Annotated in this window: 15 protein-coding genes; 11 read left to right on the top strand and 4 right to left on the bottom strand. The window is 68.5% G+C overall.

Going from position 1 to position 16,885, the window contains the following annotated elements; genetic code table 11:
* The first annotated feature begins 68 nt into the window (after positions 1 to 68).
* A complete protein-coding gene (locus VG502_RS12395) occupies positions 69 to 953 on the top strand; it encodes a Gfo/Idh/MocA family protein (protein WP_325550371.1) in 885 nt (294 codons plus the stop codon).
* Here VG502_RS12395 and VG502_RS12390 read toward each other — a convergent pair.
* Together VG502_RS12390 and VG502_RS12385 are read right to left on the bottom strand one after the other, a co-directional pair.
* Positions 947 to 1,936: a zinc-binding dehydrogenase gene (locus VG502_RS12390; protein WP_325550370.1), complete on the bottom strand. Its 990-nt coding sequence runs from the start codon at positions 1,934 to 1,936 to the stop codon at positions 947 to 949. The two genes, VG502_RS12395 and VG502_RS12390, sit on opposite strands and share 7 nt — an antisense overlap.
* A 30-nt stretch (positions 1,937 to 1,966) precedes the next feature.
* Positions 1,967 to 3,196, bottom strand: coding sequence for a benzoate/H(+) symporter BenE family transporter (locus tag VG502_RS12385; protein WP_325550369.1), 1,230 nt, complete (start codon positions 3,194 to 3,196; stop codon positions 1,967 to 1,969).
* Positions 3,197 to 3,274: 78 nt separating this feature from the next.
* Here VG502_RS12385 and VG502_RS12380 point away from each other — a divergent pair, with 78 nt between their 5' ends.
* The gene (locus VG502_RS12380) at positions 3,275 to 3,808 is read left to right on the top strand and encodes a helix-turn-helix transcriptional regulator (RefSeq protein ID WP_325550368.1); all 534 of its coding nucleotides are present in this window, start codon (positions 3,275 to 3,277) and stop codon (positions 3,806 to 3,808) included.
* A gap of 16 nt (positions 3,809 to 3,824) precedes the next feature.
* Here VG502_RS12380 and VG502_RS12375 read toward each other — a convergent pair whose 3' ends face one another.
* Positions 3,825 to 4,205, bottom strand: a complete 381-nt coding sequence (locus VG502_RS12375; RefSeq protein ID WP_325550367.1) for a VOC family protein — start codon at positions 4,203 to 4,205, stop codon at positions 3,825 to 3,827.
* A gap of 58 nt (positions 4,206 to 4,263) precedes the next feature.
* Between VG502_RS12375 and VG502_RS12370 the strand changes: the two genes are divergently transcribed.
* The 8 genes from VG502_RS12370 (at position 4,264) to VG502_RS12335 (ending at position 13,863) form a co-directional block, all read left to right on the top strand.
* Positions 4,264 to 5,115 carry an AraC family transcriptional regulator gene (locus tag VG502_RS12370; RefSeq protein WP_325550366.1) on the top strand — a complete coding sequence of 284 codons (852 nt, stop codon included), beginning with the start codon at positions 4,264 to 4,266 and terminating at the stop codon, positions 5,113 to 5,115.
* Positions 5,116 to 5,125: 10 nt separating this feature from the next.
* Entirely contained in the window at positions 5,126 to 6,154 is a 1,029-nt protein-coding gene (locus tag VG502_RS12365; RefSeq protein WP_325550365.1) for a TRM11 family SAM-dependent methyltransferase, read from the top strand.
* Positions 6,155 to 6,216: 62 nt separating this feature from the next.
* Positions 6,217 to 6,654 (top strand): 30S ribosome-binding factor RbfA, encoded by a 438-nt coding sequence (gene rbfA / locus VG502_RS12360; protein ID WP_325550364.1) that lies wholly within the window; start codon positions 6,217 to 6,219, stop codon positions 6,652 to 6,654.
* Positions 6,651 to 7,553 carry a tRNA pseudouridine(55) synthase TruB gene (truB, locus tag VG502_RS12355; protein WP_325550363.1) on the top strand — a complete coding sequence of 301 codons (903 nt, stop codon included), beginning with the start codon at positions 6,651 to 6,653 and terminating at the stop codon, positions 7,551 to 7,553. Before rbfA ends, truB begins: the two co-directional genes overlap by 4 nt.
* A 95-nt stretch (positions 7,554 to 7,648) precedes the next feature.
* Positions 7,649 to 8,773, top strand: coding sequence for a Nickel transporter NicT (gene nicT, locus VG502_RS12350; RefSeq protein ID WP_325550362.1), 1,125 nt, complete (start codon positions 7,649 to 7,651; stop codon positions 8,771 to 8,773).
* 9 nt (positions 8,774 to 8,782) lie between these two features.
* Complete coding sequence (locus tag VG502_RS12345; protein WP_325550361.1) at positions 8,783 to 9,748, top strand: bifunctional riboflavin kinase/FAD synthetase; 966 nt, start codon at positions 8,783 to 8,785, stop codon at positions 9,746 to 9,748.
* A 32-nt stretch (positions 9,749 to 9,780) separates the two neighbouring features.
* Positions 9,781 to 11,613, top strand: coding sequence for an AMP-dependent synthetase/ligase (locus VG502_RS12340; RefSeq protein ID WP_325550360.1), 1,833 nt, complete (start codon positions 9,781 to 9,783; stop codon positions 11,611 to 11,613).
* A 294-nt stretch (positions 11,614 to 11,907) separates the two neighbouring features.
* Positions 11,908 to 13,863 (top strand): TIGR03960 family B12-binding radical SAM protein, encoded by a 1,956-nt coding sequence (locus VG502_RS12335; RefSeq protein ID WP_325550359.1) that lies wholly within the window; start codon positions 11,908 to 11,910, stop codon positions 13,861 to 13,863.
* Between the two features lie 49 nt (positions 13,864 to 13,912).
* Here the strand turns inward: VG502_RS12335 and VG502_RS12330 are convergent, their stop codons facing one another.
* Complete coding sequence (locus tag VG502_RS12330; RefSeq protein WP_325550358.1) at positions 13,913 to 14,611, bottom strand: GNAT family N-acetyltransferase; 699 nt, start codon at positions 14,609 to 14,611, stop codon at positions 13,913 to 13,915.
* A 232-nt stretch (positions 14,612 to 14,843) separates the two neighbouring features.
* Between VG502_RS12330 and VG502_RS12325 the strand changes: the two genes are divergently transcribed.
* Positions 14,844 to 16,859 carry a PhoX family protein gene (locus VG502_RS12325; RefSeq protein WP_325550357.1) on the top strand — a complete coding sequence of 672 codons (2,016 nt, stop codon included), beginning with the start codon at positions 14,844 to 14,846 and terminating at the stop codon, positions 16,857 to 16,859.
* Positions 16,860 to 16,885: the final 26 nt, after the last annotated feature.

The following is a 16,885-nucleotide window of genomic DNA, read 5'->3' as shown; positions in this document are numbered from 1 at the left end:
GACCGTCACTCGGCGAAGGAGCCGTCATTCGCGTTGGGCCGCGTGCTGCGCACCTGGGAAGCTGAGGCATGAGATTCGGACTGGTCGGCACCGGCTACTGGGCACGCGAGACACACGGGCCCGGCATACAGGCTTCGGGCAACGAGCTGGTCGGTGTGTGGGGCCGCGACGCGGCGAAGCGGGCGGAGCTTGCGGAAGCCCTTGGCGTGGAAGCATTTTCGAGCCATGATGCGCTGCTCGAGGCCGTCGATGCCGTGTCGTATGCCGTGCCGCCCGACGTACAGGCGCCGCTCGCGCTCGACGCGGCACGCGCCGGGAGGCACCTGCTCCTGGACAAGCCGGTCGCGCTCGACTCGGGCACTGCTCGTGAACTGTGCGATGCCGCGCGGGACTCCGGATCACGGTCGGTGGTCTTCTTCACCGCGCGGTACACACCCGAAATGCGTTCCTGGCTCGATGAACTCGCGGAGGCCGAGGGCTGGCACGGGTCCTGGACCGAGTGGATAGCGTCCAACCAGCGACCGGAGAGCCCCTACAAGGACTCACCGTGGCGGCAGCGCGAGGGCGCGCTCTGGGACATCGGACCGCACCTGTTGGGGACGTTGATCCCGGCCCTCGGACCGGTGAGTTCCGTTGCAGCAGTGGCGGGCCGGGGCGACACCGTACATCTGTCACTCACGCACGAGTCGGGTGCGGTCAGCACGGCGACGATCGCACTCTGGGGACCGGAGTCGGCATACACCTGGGGTATGCGGGTCTGGGGCGACACCGGCATCAGCCCGGCGCCGACGCCAACGACGTCGGCCGTCACGGCGCTCGCGACCGCAGCCGACGAACTCGCGGCAGCGGTATCGAACGACACCGAGCACCCACTCGGCCTCGACTTCGGAGTCCAGGTCGTGGAGCTACTCGCCGAAGCGGCAACGCAATTGGGTCGCCGCCGCACTCAGTGAGCCTGGTCGCCCTCACCCATGGTCAGCACGATCTTGCCGAAACTGTCGCCGGCGGCCAGGCGTGTGAACGCGTCCCGTGCCTGCGCCAGTGGGACGGCCTGATCGACGACCGGTGAAATGCCTTCACGGGCAACGAATTCGACGAGTCGTCGCAACTCGCCGATCGAGCCCATCGTGGAGCCGATCACCCGCAGCTGCTTGAAGAAGATCTTCGTCAGCTCGGCCTTCTCGGGTGCGTCCCCGGACGTCGCGCCGCAGATGACGATGGTGCCGCCGGGGTTCAGCGAGTTGACCGAGTGGCTCCACGTGGCTGCGCCGACGGACTCCATGACGGCGGTGACCCGCTCGGGTAGTCGCTCCCCGCTGGCGAACGCACGGTCCGCGCCGAGTTCGACCGCCTGGGCTCCGCGCTCCTCGTCCCGGGACGTGACCCACATGCGCAGTCCGGCAGCCGACCCCAGTTGCACGAGCGCCGTCGAGACACCGCCTCCGGCGCCCTGCACCAGCACGGTGTCGCCGGGGGAGACGCCGGCGTTGCTGAACAGCATCCGGTATGCCGTGAGCCATGCCGTCGACAGGCAGCCCGCGAGCTGCCACGACATCGCCTCCGGTTTGGGCACGAGGTTCGCGGTGGGCACCACCACCTGCTCGGCGAGCGTGCCGTCATACAACTCCGACAGCAGGGTCCGTCGCGGATCCAGCGTCTCGTCACCGGACCAGCCGGGGCTCGGTATGACGCTGTGCAGGATCACCTCTCGGCCGTCGTCGGTGACTCCTGCGCCGTCGCAGCCGAGGATCATCGGCAGCCTGTCCTCCGCGAGGCCGACACCCTGTAGTGACCACAGGTCGTGCCGGTTGAGCGCGGCGGCGCGTAGGTGCACGCGGGACCAGCCCTGCGGCACCTCCGGATCCGGCCGCTCGCCCACCTCGAGGGCGGAGAGCGGATCGTTGCGGTCGAGTCGGGCGGCATACGCAGCGAGCATGCTCCTCACCCTACGAGCCCAGCGACCGTCTCAGGGGCGGCCGTCGCCCGAAGTTGTGACTCCGCGCAGCAGCCACCACCGCGCGACAAGGCCGACGAGCAGTGCCCAGAAGGCTGATTCGATGCCGGAGATCGTCGTGCCCGATGCTGCGACGACCAGGGTGAGGACGGCCGGCATCATCTCGGCGGCCGGCGCGGCCCCGGTTCCCATCCCGCCGAGAGCTCCCTTCAAGGCGCCCGTGAGCGCACCGAGCAGAGCCAGTCCGGCGACGGTCTCGATGACCCCGGAGGGTGCAAGGGTCACCAACGTGGTGAGTGCGGCGGAGGCGAGCCCGAGCACCAGGTAGGTCGCACCGCTCGAGGCGGCCGCAACCCAGCGGCGGGAGGTGTCCTGTCCGGCGTCCGGGCCGGCCGCCAGCGCCGCACTGATCGCTGCCAGGTTGATGGCATGGCCACCGGCCGGGGCGGCAACGACAGTGGCGGCACCGGTGACCAGCATGCTGGGACGCCAGGGCACGGTGTAACCGAAGCCACGCATCACGGCGACGCCCGGGATGTTCTGCGAGGCCATGGTCACGATGAACAGGGGGAGTGCGATGCCGAGCACTGCTTGCACGGACAGGTGCGGCACGACCGGGGCCAGGGTCGGCACCATCCGGTGAGCGGTGAAAGTCGTTCCGGCCCGGGCGATCTCGACCCCGATGACGGCGCTCGCAGCGACGAAGGCTCCGGGAACGGCCCACCGTCCGGCGACCCGCACGAGCACCAGCCAGACGACGATCACCGGCAGCACGTCCCAGGGATGTATGGCGACGGCGCGCACCGGTGCCAGGCACAACGGCAGCAGCACGCCCGCGAGCATCGCCTGCGCGATGGTGGTCGGGATGCGCGCGATCAGCTCGGCGAGTCCGGACCACACGCCACTGGCGATCACCAGCACACCGGTGAGTGCGAAGGCTCCGGTCGCCGCGGCCCAGCCGCCGTCTACGGTGCCGGACCCGGCGAGCAGCGCGGCTCCGGGCGTCGACCAGGCGAGCGTGATCGGGATCCGGTACCGCGTCGCGAGGACGATCGCGCTGACGCCCTGCAACATCGTGATCGCCAACAGCCCCGATCCGGCCTGCACCGGGCTGGCTCCCACCGCGCGCAGGCCGGTGAGCACGACCACGAACGAACTGGTGAATCCCACCAGCGCGCAGACGATCCCGGCGATCAGCGGAGTCGTGTTGTCGGCGCGCTGGGCGGGTAGGGTGTCGAGCATGTGGTGTTCCGTTCACGAAACGTTCTGTTTACGGAACACTAACGCCGAGCATCGTATGGCGCGAGAGGAGTCCACGACGTGACCGCGCGGGAGACCTCTGCGGCCGTGGGTGCCCGCATCCGGGAGGCCCGCGAGAGCCGTGGCATCAGCCTGTCCGCGCTCGCTCGGGACGCCGGCATCGGCAAGGCCACCCTGTCGCAACTTGAAGCAGGAGAACGCAATCCGACGATCGAGACGCTCTATGCGATCTGCGGTCCGTTGGGTGTGCCGCTGTCGGCCCTGGTCGGTGAGACCGGTGGCTCGGAGGCGGCCGCAGCGGGCGGCATGCGCACCGTGCTGCTCGACCTGCGCCGTCGGCCCGACGGCACCACGGTCGAGGTGTTCCGCCTCGAGTTCCCTGCGGGTGCGCGGCATACCTCCGCCGCCCATGGCCGGAGCGTCACCGAGCACCTCGTCGTGACCAGCGGCGCGATCCGGGTGCGTATGGCGCGATCGGAGCTCATCTCCGTGGGGGAGTCGACCACCTGGACCAGCGACCGGCGGCATTCCTACGCCGCGGTGGGAGGGGCGGCCGAGGCCGTGCTGGTGATCACGACCCCGGCGGCCCAATGAGCGGGAACCGCTGCGATCAGCCCCAGTTGGCGAGCTTCGTCATACAGAAGGGATGGCCCGCCGGGTCGAGCAGCACGGTCCAGGTCTCGCCGGGCTGCTGCTCCGGCTTGGTGGCCCCGAGCTCGACGCAGCGCGCCACAGCGGCGTCGACGTCCTCGGCTGCGAGGTCGAGGTGGAACTGCTTGTGCCCGTCGTCCGGCCAGGACGGCGCCTGGTAGTCCGGCGTCTCACCGAAACCGAGTCGCAGGTCACCGTGCTGCAACATGGCGTATCCCTCGCCCTGGGCCGTGATGTCCCAGCCCAGCGCCGCGCTGTAGAACGTCGCCATGACGCCTGCGTCGGCGCAGTCGAGGGTCACCATGCCGAGGGTTGCCGCAGGCTGGGTGGTGTCGGTCATCTGTGCCTCCTGAAGATGTCGGATGTGCTTGTCCGTCCATCCTTCTAGGCTGCGTCGTATGGCGAATAGGACATTCGCGACAACGGACGGGGTGATCCTGGATCCGCGGCGCTTCGCCGAGCACGCGACGCTGGCGCGGCCGGCGTGCCATCCAGCGCTGGACGCGTGGGTCGAGCACTACTGGACCGTCCGGTGGCAGCTGCCCGCGGGCGCGTCATACCGCTCCTCACTGCTGCCGGTCGCCCAGGCCAACCTGACGATCGAGCCGGCCACGTCGCGTCGTGCCGGTGCCACCACCCCCGGCGTATTCGTCACCGGAGTCGTCAGCAGGACCCGTTTCGACGTCACTCTCACCGGGTCGGGCAGCGTGGTCGGCGTGAAGTTCCGGCCGGGTGCGCTCACTGCGTTGACCGGCGTCCCGGCGACCGGGCTGCGCGACCGCGTGCTGCCGGCTGCGGACCTCTTCGCCGGAGCGGACGCACTGGCCGGCCTCTCCGCGGACGACCCGGACGTCGACGAGGCCCTGGATGCCTTCCTGCTGGCCCTGCCCCGGGCCGAGAGCACCGCGCAGACCACCGAGCTGGAGAAGCTCGCGGTCGTCATCGCCGTGCTCGAGGACTCCACGCCCGCGATGTCCGCGGCGCAGCTCGCCGACCGGTGCGGCTTGGGGCTGCGGTCACTGCAACGCCTGTGCCGCCACTACATCGGAGTCGGTCCGCAGTGGCTGGTCGCCCGTGCCCGGGTGCACACGGCCGTCGCGCGGCTGCATGCCGGCGACTACGACACGCTCGCCGACCTCGCGGTCGAGCTCGGGTGGTTCGACCAGGCACACTTCGGCCGCGACTTCACGGCGCTGGTCGGGGAGTCGCCCGGTGCCTACCGGGATCGCGTATTCGCCACCTCGGGTTAGATTTGCCTGCGTGCCCGAACACCTGATCCTGCTCGCACCGTCCGTCAACCGGGTGTATGCCGCAGACGCGCCTCGCCTGGCCGAGGCCGAACTCCGCACGATGGCAACGGGATTCGATCTGCCCGACCCGGAGGTCAGTGCGACCCGACTTGCCGGCGTCGACTATCTGGCCCTGCGTACCAGTGGCGTCCTGGACGACCACGCGGTCCGCGTGCTCTCGGCGCTGTCCGCCACCCACGCGATCTTCCGGCGCGAGGGTGAGCTCCTCGCCCCGATCCCGGTGCAGCGACCGGAGCCGTACCCGAGCGATCTGGTCACGATCCAGAAGTACCAGGGCAAGACCAACGAGCAGTGGACCCGCCTGCTGCTCAACGTGACTGCCGCCGCCACCCGCGAGCCGGGCCGACTGCTGGACGGCACCCTGCACGTGCTTGATCCCATGTGCGGCCGTGGCACGACCCTCAACATCGCACTGTCGCTCGGGCTGGATGTCACCGGCATCGACCTGGACAGCAAGGATTTCCAGGCCTATTCGGCATTCATCAAGACCTGGATGCGACAGCACCGCCTGAAGCACTCGGCCGACGACTCCGCGCTGCGCACCAGCGGACGCGCCCGTGGCAAGCAGTTGCAGGTCGAGGTCGCCCCCTCGAAGGATGCGTTCAAGGGTGGCAACACCCAGCACGTCACCTATCTGTCGACCGACACCACCGACATCGACGGGCTGCTCAAGGCGCGCAGCGTCGACGTGATCGTGACCGACACGCCATACGGCGTGCAGCACGGCTCGCACGGGGACCGGCTCGCGCGCAGTCCGCTCGACCTGCTGGGCAGGGCGCTGCCGCAGTGGCAGCGGTTGCTGCGCACCGGCGGCGCGATCGGGCTGTCCTACAACCGGCACGTGGCCCCGCGCGACGAGCTCGCCGGGCTGCTGACCGCCAACGGGCTGAACCCGGTGGAGGGCGAGCCCGACGAATTCCGGCATCGCGTCGACGCCTCGATCGACCGAGACCTGATCGTCGCCCGTAAGAACGGGTGAACGTAGGGTTGGCTGTTGGCAAGTTCGTTGCCCGAACCCGAACGATTCCCCTGGAGGCTGAGATGGCTGACCCGGCACGCGCCCGCAAGATCGCCGAGCGCACCAAGACCCTTGTCGCCGATTTCGTCGAGCGTCGGGTCAAGGACGAGCGGCTCGGTTTCGTGACCATCACCGATGTGCGTGTCACTGGTGACCTGCAGCACGCCTCGATCTTCTACACCGTCTTCGGATCCGACGAGGAGCGCGCGAACACCGCTGAAGCCCTTGAGGATTGGCGCGGGCGCATCCGCTCGCACGTCGGCAAGGGGCTCGGCATACGGCTCACGCCGTCGCTGGAGTTCATCCCCGATGCGATCCCCGAGGGCGCCGCGAACATCGAGGAAGCGCTCAAGGCGGCACGTGAGCGCGACGAGGAGCTGGCCAGGAGCAAGGCCGCCGCGTCATACGCCGGCGACGCGGATCCCTACAAGAAGCCCGCCGACGCAGCCGACGAAGAATGACGGCAGACGGCCTGCTGCTGGTCGACAAGCCGGCCGGCTGGACCAGCCACGACGTCGTCGCCCGCGGCCGGCGGCTGGCGCACACCCGGCGGGTGGGTCATGCCGGCACGCTCGACCCGATGGCGACCGGGGTACTGGTGCTCGGCGTCAACAAGGCGACCAAGCTGCTGACCTTCCTGGTCGGCTGTGACAAGACCTACACCGCGACCATCCGGCTCGGGCAGGCCACGATCACCGACGACGCCGAGGGCGACGTCACCGCGTCGTATGACGCGTCGGGCGTGACCAGCGACGCGGTCGCCACCGCCGTCGAGGCGCTGCGCGGCGACATCGAGCAGGTGCCCAGTGCGGTCAGCGCGATCAAGGTCGACGGTGTGCGGTCCTACGCCAGAGTGCGTGGGGGAGACGAGGTCAAGCTCCAGCCGCGCCGGGTGCGGGTCAGCAGGTTCGACATCCTCGCCGAACGCGAAATCGCTTCCGCCACAGGCACATTGCGGGACATCGACGTCGAGGTCGAGGTGTCGTCCGGCACTTACGTCCGGGCCCTTGCGCGTGATCTCGGTGCTGCATTGGGTGTCGGCGGCCACCTCACCGGGCTGCGCCGGACACGCGTCGGCCGCTTCGGCATCGACGACTGCACACCGCTGGACGAGCTCGCCGCCATGGCCGACCGGGACGAGCCGCTGCCGATCATCGGTATGGGTGAGGCGGCGGCCGCGCAGTTCCCGATCCGCCGGATCAGCGACCAGGAGGCGCTCGACCTGCGGCACGGCAAGCGACTCTCCCGGCGACCGGAGCCGGTCGAATTGTCCGCCGCGATCACCGAGGCCGGTGAACTCGTCGCGATGCTGGACGAGAGCAGGCCGGTGCCTGTGTCGCGGGTGGTCTTCCCGGCCTGAGGCACGCACCGATCGGGCAGGGCGCCTGGTCGTTCGGACAGTCTTCGGCCTCCACATGCGACGTCGTCGCGCTTTGTGGATATGCTCAGCGGACCATGGCTACCGTCACCGCACAGCGGACCTCCAAGGTCGACCGAGTTCGCGCATTCCTCGCCGATTTCACTCCGGCAGAACGCCGCTCGGCGCTCGGTATGTCGGCCGCGGTGCTCGCGCTGCACGTGCTCGGCTGGGGCACGCTGCTGTTCGTGGTCGCGCCGCAGCACTTCGAGCTCGGGGCAGACACAGCGCACGCGCAGGCCTTCGGCATCGGGCTCGGTGTGACGGCATACACCCTCGGCATGCGGCATGCGTTCGACGCCGATCACATCGCCGCCATCGACAACACCACGCGCAAGCTGCTAGCCGACGGCAAGCGGCCGATGTCGGTGGGTTTCTGGTTCTCCCTCGGTCACTCCAGCGTGGTCTTCGGGCTGTGCTTCCTGCTCGCGCTCGGGATGAAGGCACTCGCCGGCTCGGTCGAGAACGACAGCTCCACGCTGCATGCAGTCACCGGTGTCATCGGTGTCACCGTGTCGGGCCTGTTCCTGTGGATCATCGGCATCCTCAACCTGATCGCGTTCATCGGCATCCTGCGCGTATGGCGCCGGGCCCAACAGGGCGATTTCGACGAGGAGGCGCTGGAGCACCACCTGAACTCGCGCGGCTTCGTCAACCGGATCCTCGGTGGCCTGACCAAGTCGGTGACCAAACCGTGGAACATGTATCCGATCGGTTTCCTCTTCGGTCTCGGTTTCGACACCGCGACCGAGGTCAGCCTCCTGGTCCTGGCCGGAGGCGCCGCAGTCTCGCTGCCCTGGTACGCCATACTCACGCTGCCCGTGCTCTTCGCCGCGGGGATGAGTCTGCTCGATGCGGCTGACGGCGTCTTCATGGCCAAGGCCTACCGGTGGGCGTTCGCCAAGCCGCTGCGCCGGCTCTACTACAACGCCACCGTGACCTGGCTGTCGGTCTTCGTGGCACTCGTGATCGGCACCATCGAGCTGTGTTCGGTGCTCTCGGATCGCCTGTCATGGACCGAGGGGCCGGTGGCCGCAATCGGCTCGATCGACCTGGACGGCGTCGGATTCGTCATCGTCGGAGTGTTCGTCGTGACCTGGTTGCTCGCCGTCGTCGCCTGGCGCGTGCTGGGACTGTCCGAGAAGGAATTGCCCGCGGGCTAAAGTTGCGGCGTGCTGCGCCTAACCAAGCTGACCGAGATCCCCGCCGACTTCGGTGCATGCGTGGTCACCATCGGCAACTTCGACGGCGTGCACCGCGGCCATGCGGCGCTGCTGCACCAGGTCGTCGAGCGCGCCCGCGAGCGGGGTGTCCGTTCCTGCGCGATCACCTTCGACCCGCACCCGCTGCAGGTCCTCCACCCGGAGCGCGCCCCGCAGTTGATCGCCTCGTCCGAAGCTCGCTTCGACCGGATGGCGCGGACCGGCCTCGACGCCGTCCTGGTGCTGGACTTCACCCGTGAGCTCGCCGCGATGACCCCGGAGGAGTTCGTCCGCGATGTCTTCGTCGAGGGCCTGCACGCCGAGGTGGCAGTGGTCGGCCGCGACACCCGCTTCGGTGCCAAGAACGCCGGCGACGTCACGACGCTGCGTGAGCTGGGGGAGCGCTACGGCTTCGGGGTCGAGGTGATGCCGGACATCGGGGAAGGTCGCCGCATCTCCTCCACCGAGATCCGGTCGGCGCTGGCCGAAGGCGCCGTGGACGTGGCGGCACAGGCACTCGGTCATGTGCACGACGTGCGTGGCACGGTGGTCCGCGGCCTCCAACGCGGCCGGGAGCTGGGCTTCCCCACCGCGAACCTCGGGCGTATGCCGGAGGGCCTGGTCCCGGCCGACGGTGTGTATGTCGGGTGGCTGGTGCGCGAATCGGTGGCAGCGGGCGAGCCGGAGCACCGGATGCCGGCGGCGATCTCGGTCGGCACCAACCCGACGTTCGACGACGTGCCGGAACGCACGGTCGAGGCCTACGTGCTCGATCGGGATGACCTCGAGCTCTATGACGAGGTGGTTCGGATCGAGTTCGTGCGCCGGTTGCGCGGCAACACGAAATTCGACTCGATCGACGCGTTGATCGAGCAGATGCACCGCGATGTCGACCAGGCACGGGCAATCTGTGAGACAGAGTCGGGCACAGCCTGATCCGGAGCCCAACTGGCTAGTAGGGTGCGCCCATGACCAAGTCGCTGAGCGCAGAGAAGCCCGACCTGACGGTCGTCGAAGGTCGCGCCACTTCGGTGGCGCACCTCTTCGTGGACCGTGTTGCCAAGACCCCGACCCGGGAAGCCTTCCGCTATCCCGAGGGCGAGCAATGGAAGTCCATGACATGGGCGCAGGTCGACGAGCGTGCTCGGCGGATCGGCGCCGGGCTCGTGTCGCTGGGCGTCGAGCCCGAGGACCGCGTCGCGGTGGCCTCGGCGACTCGTCTCGAGTGGGCTCTCGCCGACCTCGGCATCATGCTCTGCGCCGCTGCCACCACCACGATCTACCCCTCGACGACCGCCGATGACGTCCTCTTCATCGTGGGCGACTCCGGCAGCACGGTGGTGTTCGCCGAGAACGACGAGCAGGTCGCCAAGCTGCGGGGAGGCCGCGACGTCATACCGGCGGTCCGCAAGGTCGTGCAGATCGACGGTGACGGTGACGGCGACTGGGTGATCGGCCTCGAGGAACTCGAGCGGCTCGGCACGGCATACCTCGCCGACCACCCCGACGCACTCGAGAAGCGGATGGAGCAGCTGACCCCGGAGTCACTCGCGACCCTGATCTACACCTCCGGTACGACGGGACGCCCCAAGGGCGTGCGTCTCTCGCACGACGCGTGGAGCTACGAGGCCGCCGCCGTCGACTCGGTCGGAATCCTCGGCGAGGACGACGTGCAGTATCTCTGGCTGCCGCTCGCGCACGTCTTCGGCAAGGTGCTGCTCACCCTGCCGCTGCAGATCGGCTTCCCGACCGCGATCGACGGTCGCGTCGACAAGATCGTCGACAACCTCACCATCGTGCGACCCACCTGGATGGGTGCGGCGCCGCGCATCTTCGAGAAGGTCTACGGCCGGATCACCACGATGATGGCCGCGGAGGGCGGCGCCAAGGCCAAGCTCTTCGACTGGGCCAGCGGCAACGCCCGCAAGGTCGCCGACGCGCGAGGCGCAGGCGGCAAGGTCAGCCCGGTCCTGGGCGTCCAGCATGCCGTCGGCGACAAGATCGTGCTCGGCAAGATCCGGGAGCGTTTCGGAGGGCGCGTGCGCTTCTTCATCTCCGGCTCCGCGGCGCTCAACCAGGATGTCGCGAAGTGGTTCGACGCCATGGGTATGCCGATCCTCGAGGGCTACGGCCTCACCGAGACATCGGCTGCCTCCTGCGTCAACCGTCCGGACGCCAACATCGTCGGCACCGTCGGCTGGCCCATCCCGGGCACCGAGGTCAAGATCGCCGGCGACGGTGAGGTGCTGATCAAGGGCCCCGGCGTCATGCAGGGCTACCGCGGCCTCGACGACGTGACCGCGGAGACACTGGTCGACGGCTGGTTCCACACCGGCGACATCGGCGAAGTGCTGCCGACCGGTCACCTGCGCATCACCGACCGCAAGAAGGACCTCTTCAAGACCTCCAACGGCAAGTACGTCGCGCCGAGCCTGATCGAGGCGACGTTCAAGGGCATCTGCCCCTACGCCTCGCAGTTCGTGGTCGAGGGCGACGGTCGCAAGTTCGTCTCCGCGCTGGTCACGCTCGATGAGGAAGCGATCGCCGACTGGGCCACCGCCAACGGCATGGAGGGCAAGGACTACCGCACCGTCGTCTCCTCCGACGCCGCCCGCGAGATGGTGCAGGGGTATGTCGACGAGCTCAACCTCGGCCTGAACCGCTGGGAGCAGATCAAGAAGTTCATCATCCTGCCGCGCGACCTGACCATCGAGGAGGGCGAGATCACGCCCAGCCTGAAGCTCAAGCGCACGGTCGTCACCCGCAAGTTCAAGGGCGAGCTGGACGGGTTGTACGACTGATCCTTCCGGCTCGACTCCGCTTTCGTCGTCGTCTCGCCGGGCGTCGTCTCGCCGGGCCCGGTCGTCGTCTCGCCGGGGTCCGGTCCTCGTCTCGCCGGGGCCGCTCGTCGTGCGGTCGGGTGCCGCGTGCCCGTCACCCCACCGAGAGGACACCCAACTCCCGAGAGGACGCGAAAATACGGCCTGTGAGCGGCCCTATTTCGTGTCCTCTCGGCAAGAGGGTGTCCTCTCGGTGAGGGGCGGGACCGGCCGGTGAGTTTTCCGGGGACGCCGTCTCGCCATACTCTTGTCCGCATGGTAGGTGAGTCACTCTTCGCACAGCTCGAGCCGTTGCTGGAGCGCGTGAGCAAGCCGATCCAGTATGTCGGCGGCGAGCTCAACTCCACGGTCAAGGACTGGGACTGCGGCGGCTTCGGACCTGGCGGTGCGGAGCAGACCGTTCGGTGGGCGCTGATGTACCCCGACGCGTATGAGGTCGGGCTGCCCAACCAGGGCGTGATGATCCTCTACGAGGTGCTCAACGAGCGCCCGGACACGCTCGCGGAGCGTTCCTACTCGGTGTGGTCCGACATGGAAGCCGCGATGCGCGAGGCCGGCATCCCGCAGTTCACCGTGGACGGACACCGGGCGGTGCGTGACTTCGACGTGTTCGGCTTCTCCTTGTCGACCGAGCTCGGTTACACCAATATGCTCACGGCGATCGACCTGGCAGGGCTGCCGTTGCACGCCGCCGACCGCACCGACGACGACCCGATCGTGCTGGTGGGTGGGCACGCCGCCTTCAACCCCGAGCCGGTCGCGGACTTCATCGACGCAGCGGTACTGGGTGACGGTGAGGAAGCACTGCTCGCGATCACGGACGTCATCAAGGCGTGGAAGGCCGAGGGGCGGCCCGGTGGCCGGGACGAGTTGTTGCTGCGGCTGGCCCGCACCGGCGGCGTCTACGTGCCGGCGTTCTACGAGGTCGACTATCTGCCCGACGGACGGATCCAGCGGGTGGCTCCCGCGCCGACCGCGCACGGCGTGCCGTGGCGCGTGTCCAAGCACACGGTCATGGATCTCGACGCCTGGCCCTACCCGAAGCAGCCGCTGGTGCCGCTGGCCGAGACGGTGCACGAGCGTATGTCGGTGGAGATCTTCCGTGGCTGCACACGCGGCTGCCGCTTCTGCCAGGCCGGCATGATCACCCGGCCGGTGCGTGAGCGCTCGATCACCGGCATCGGTGACATGGTCCAAAAGGGTTTGCAGGCAACGGGTTTCGAGGAAGTCGGGCTTCTCTCACTGTCGTCCGCCGATCACTCCGAGATCGCGGACATCACCAAGGGCCTCGCGGACCGCTACGAGGGCAGCCAGACCGGCCTGTCGTTGCCGTCGACGCGTGTCGACGCCTTCAACATCGACCTGGCGAACGAACTGACCCGCGGCGGCCGACGCTCCGGTCTCACCTTCGCGCCGGAGGGCGGCTCCGAGCGGATCCGCAAAGTCATCAACAAGATGGTCAGCGAGGACGACCTGATCAACACGGTCGCCGCGGCATACTCCGCGGGTTGGCGGCAGGTGAAGCTCTACTTCATGTGCGGTCTGCCGACCGAGACCGACGAGGACGTGCTGCAGATCGCCGACCTGGCCAAGCGGGTCATCGAGACCGGGCGGAAGGTCAGCGGTCGCAAGGACATTCGCTGCACGGTGTCCATCGGTGGCTTCGTGCCCAAGCCGCACACGCCGTTCCAGTGGGCCGCCCAGCTGGGTGCGGAGGAGACAGACGCGAGGCTGGCGAAGCTGCGCGAGGCGATCAAGTCCGACCGGCGGCTGGGCTCGTCGATCGGCATGCGCTACCACGACGGCAAACCGGGCATCGTCGAAGGACTGCTCAGCCGCGGCGACCGCCGGGTGGGCGCCGTCATCGAGGCTGTATGGCGCGACGGTGGTCGCTTCGACGGGTGGAGCGAGCACTTCAGCTACGACCGCTGGATGTCATGTGCGACAACGGTTTTCGAGGACTCGCCGGTGTCCGTCGCCTGGTACACCACTCGCGAGCGGGACGAGAACGAAGTGCTGCCGTGGGACCACCTCGACTCCGGTCTGGACAAGGACTGGCTCTGGGACGACTGGCAGGACGCGATCGACGAGAACGAACTCGACGACTGCCGCTGGACCCCGTGTTACGACTGCGGGGTCTGCCCACAGATGAACACCGAGATCCAGATCGGCCCGACCGGCAAGAAGCTGCTGCCGCTCACGGTGGTGTGACCAGCAGCCGGACGACCCGGCACGCAGTCGTTGGCGTTCTCGGAGGCCATCAGCCGGGCGGCCCGACCACGACATCGAGGTCAAGACTGCAGCCGATCACGGTCGATACGGTTCCGTCCCGCTGCGGCTCGTCGAACCAGAGGCCCTGCTCGAAGCCGGTCTTGGCCAGGATGCGCAACGACGCAGCGTTCCGGTGATCCGGTGACACGAACACGGTTTTGGTGCCGGGGTATTGGGCGGGCAGGCCGGCCAGCCAGGTCCAGATGAGCCTCGTGCCGATGCCGCGACCGACCCAGGCGGGTTCACCGATGAGATAGTCCCCACCGATCGCGTTCGGATCGGGAGTCAGGACTGCGTATTCGGGATGATCCCTGACCAAGTAGTCCTGAATGAAGCCCACCGATCGACCGTTCGCCTCGATCACCGACATGCGCGTCGGTTGACGGCCATCGATCCGGGGTCCATAGCGATCGACCACGTCCTGCCAGGTCGGCGGTGGACCGAACCACCGGCGTACGTGATCGGCATGCCTCCAGCGCAGCACGTCGTGCAGGTCGCTGTGCAGCATCGGCCGGAGCCCGACACGCAGGTCCTCGTCGACGAGGAATGTCTTCGGATCGTCGGACAGGTCCGCGGCCACCGGTTCAGCAGGCACGGCCAGACGTCGCGCCGCACCCAGCCAACTCTCGCCCACACGGGTGTCGGTCTGTGACTCCCGGTCGGGGGAGCGTAGGCGGATCCGTGTCACGAACCCACGATCGCCGATAGCGCGGCGACGAGCAACGCGTTTCACCCGCCCCGCACAGGTGCTGTTCACCGAAGGGTCACGGCGAGGACACCACACGGATCGCAGCGGAACCTAGCGTGCGAGCAGTGCCGGCTTCGGGGGGAGCGTGCCGGCACAACCATTCCGTCACTGTTCCGTCTCCTCGTGAGGAAGTTGTTCTGTGTCAGTTGAACCCCGTCCACGCAGCCTGCCCATGGCCGATCACGTCGTCGGCAAGCGATCGCCGGTCACTTGTCAGCTCAAGTGCGCCAACGCCTGCCTCGCGCCGATCCCGAACACCTCGGACAACTCCACCTTCCGCGACATCGCCGGTGCCGCCCTGTCACGCCGGTCGGTCCTCGGCCTCGCCGGCGCGAGCGCGATCACCGTGGCCGCGGCAATGGCGGGTCCCGCCGCGGCCGCCACGCCTCCCGGACGTCAGGCGGGCCGGGGGCTGGCGTTCGGTCCCATCGAGCCGGTCGCCAAAACCGTTGACAGCCTGACTGTTCCGGCTGGCTGGCAGTGGGAGCCGATCATTCGCTGGGGTGACCCGGTGGTGGCGGGTGCACCGGAGTTCGATCCGGCGAACCAGAGCGCCGCCGCACAGGCGACGCAGTTCGGTTACAACAACGACTACACCGACATCATCACCACGGACCGCCGGCGCCGTGAGGGTCTGCTGGTGTGCAACCACGAGTACGTCAACCCGGCGATCATGTATCCGCCGACGATGCCCGTGGCGGAGCAGCGTGCGGTCTCCCTCGCAGCGCACGGCTTCTCGGTCGTCGAGCTCGAGCGTGACCGCGCCGGAAAGCCGTGGCGTACCAAGGATGTTCGTAAGGCGCGCCGCAACCGCCGGATCACCGGGAACACACCGTTCGACCTCGACGGGCCTGCGGCCGGCAGTGCACTGCTGCGCACCAAGGGCGACCCGACCGGCACCCGCGCGCTGGGCACCCTGGGCAACTGCTCCGGTGGCACGACGCCCTGGGGCACCGTGCTGTCCGGTGAGGAGAACTTCAACGGCTACTTCCGCGCCGACGGCACGAGCGCGGAGGAGAAGCGCTACGGGCTGGCGAGCGCGCCCTCGTCATACGGCTTCGAGACGATCGACCCGCGCTTCGATGCCCGCTCGGGCACCGGCTACGAGAACGAGCCGAACCGCTTCGGGTGGGTCGTCGAGATCGACCCGTACGACCCGCACTCCACCCCGGTGAAGCACACGGCCCTCGGCCGGTTGAAGCACGAGGGCGCCAACGTGATCCTGTCCCGCGCGGGCAAGGCGGTCACCTACATGGGTGACGACGAACGCTTCGACTATCTCTACAAGTTCGTGTCCGATGGCACCTACCGACCGGGTAACGGACGCGGCGCACGCGAGCACAACAAGACACTGCTCTCGCGGGGCGACCTCTACGTCGCCCGCTTCAGCGGCGACTCGCCCGCCTCGGAGATCGATGGCACGGGCAAGCTTCCGGCGGACGGGAAGTTCGACGGCTCGGGGGAGTGGATCGCACTGACCAGGAACGGCCGGTCCGCGGTGCCGGGCATGTCGATCGAGGAGGTGCTCGTCCACACGCGGCTGGCTGCGGACAAGGTCGGCGCCACCAAGATGGACCGCTGCGAGGACGTGCAGCCGTCCCCGCACACCGGCAAGGTGTATGTCGTCTGCACCAACAACACCGACCGCGGCAAGGCCGGCAAGGAAGGTGCGACCGAGCCGAACCCGCGCAACGCCAACAAGCACGGGCACATCGTGGAGCTGACCGAGCTCGGCGACCAGACCTCCACCCGCTTCGCGTGGAACCTGGTGCTCGTGGCCGGTGACCCGGCGGCGGCCGACACCTACTTCGCGGGCTACCCCAAGGACAAGGTTTCGCCGATCTCCTGCCCGGACAACGTCGCCTTCGACAGCAAGGGCGACCTGTGGATCGCCACCGACGGCATGCCCAGTGCGATCGGCTTCTCCGACGGCCTGTTCCGAATGCCGTTGTCCGGCAAGGAAAGAGGGCACGTCGAGCAGTTCCTCGCCGTACCCCAGGACGCCGAGACGTGTGGTCCGGTGGTCCATGACAAGGACGGCCTGGTCTTCGTCGCGGTGCAGCACCCGGGTGAGGAGGGGACCTGGGCCGAGCAGCGTTCCTACTTCCCCGACTACGTGAGCGGGCAGGCCGGAGCGGGCGAGTGGAAGGGTCCGCGCCCGTCGATCGTGCAGGCCTACAACGCCTGATCCGGCGCAGCGCAACTGAAGCGGGG

This window comes from Flexivirga sp. (genome assembly GCF_035551235.1).
Taxonomy (GTDB): domain Bacteria; phylum Actinomycetota; class Actinomycetes; order Actinomycetales; family Dermatophilaceae; genus Flexivirga.
This window is presented reverse-complemented; position numbering and strand designations above follow the sequence as displayed.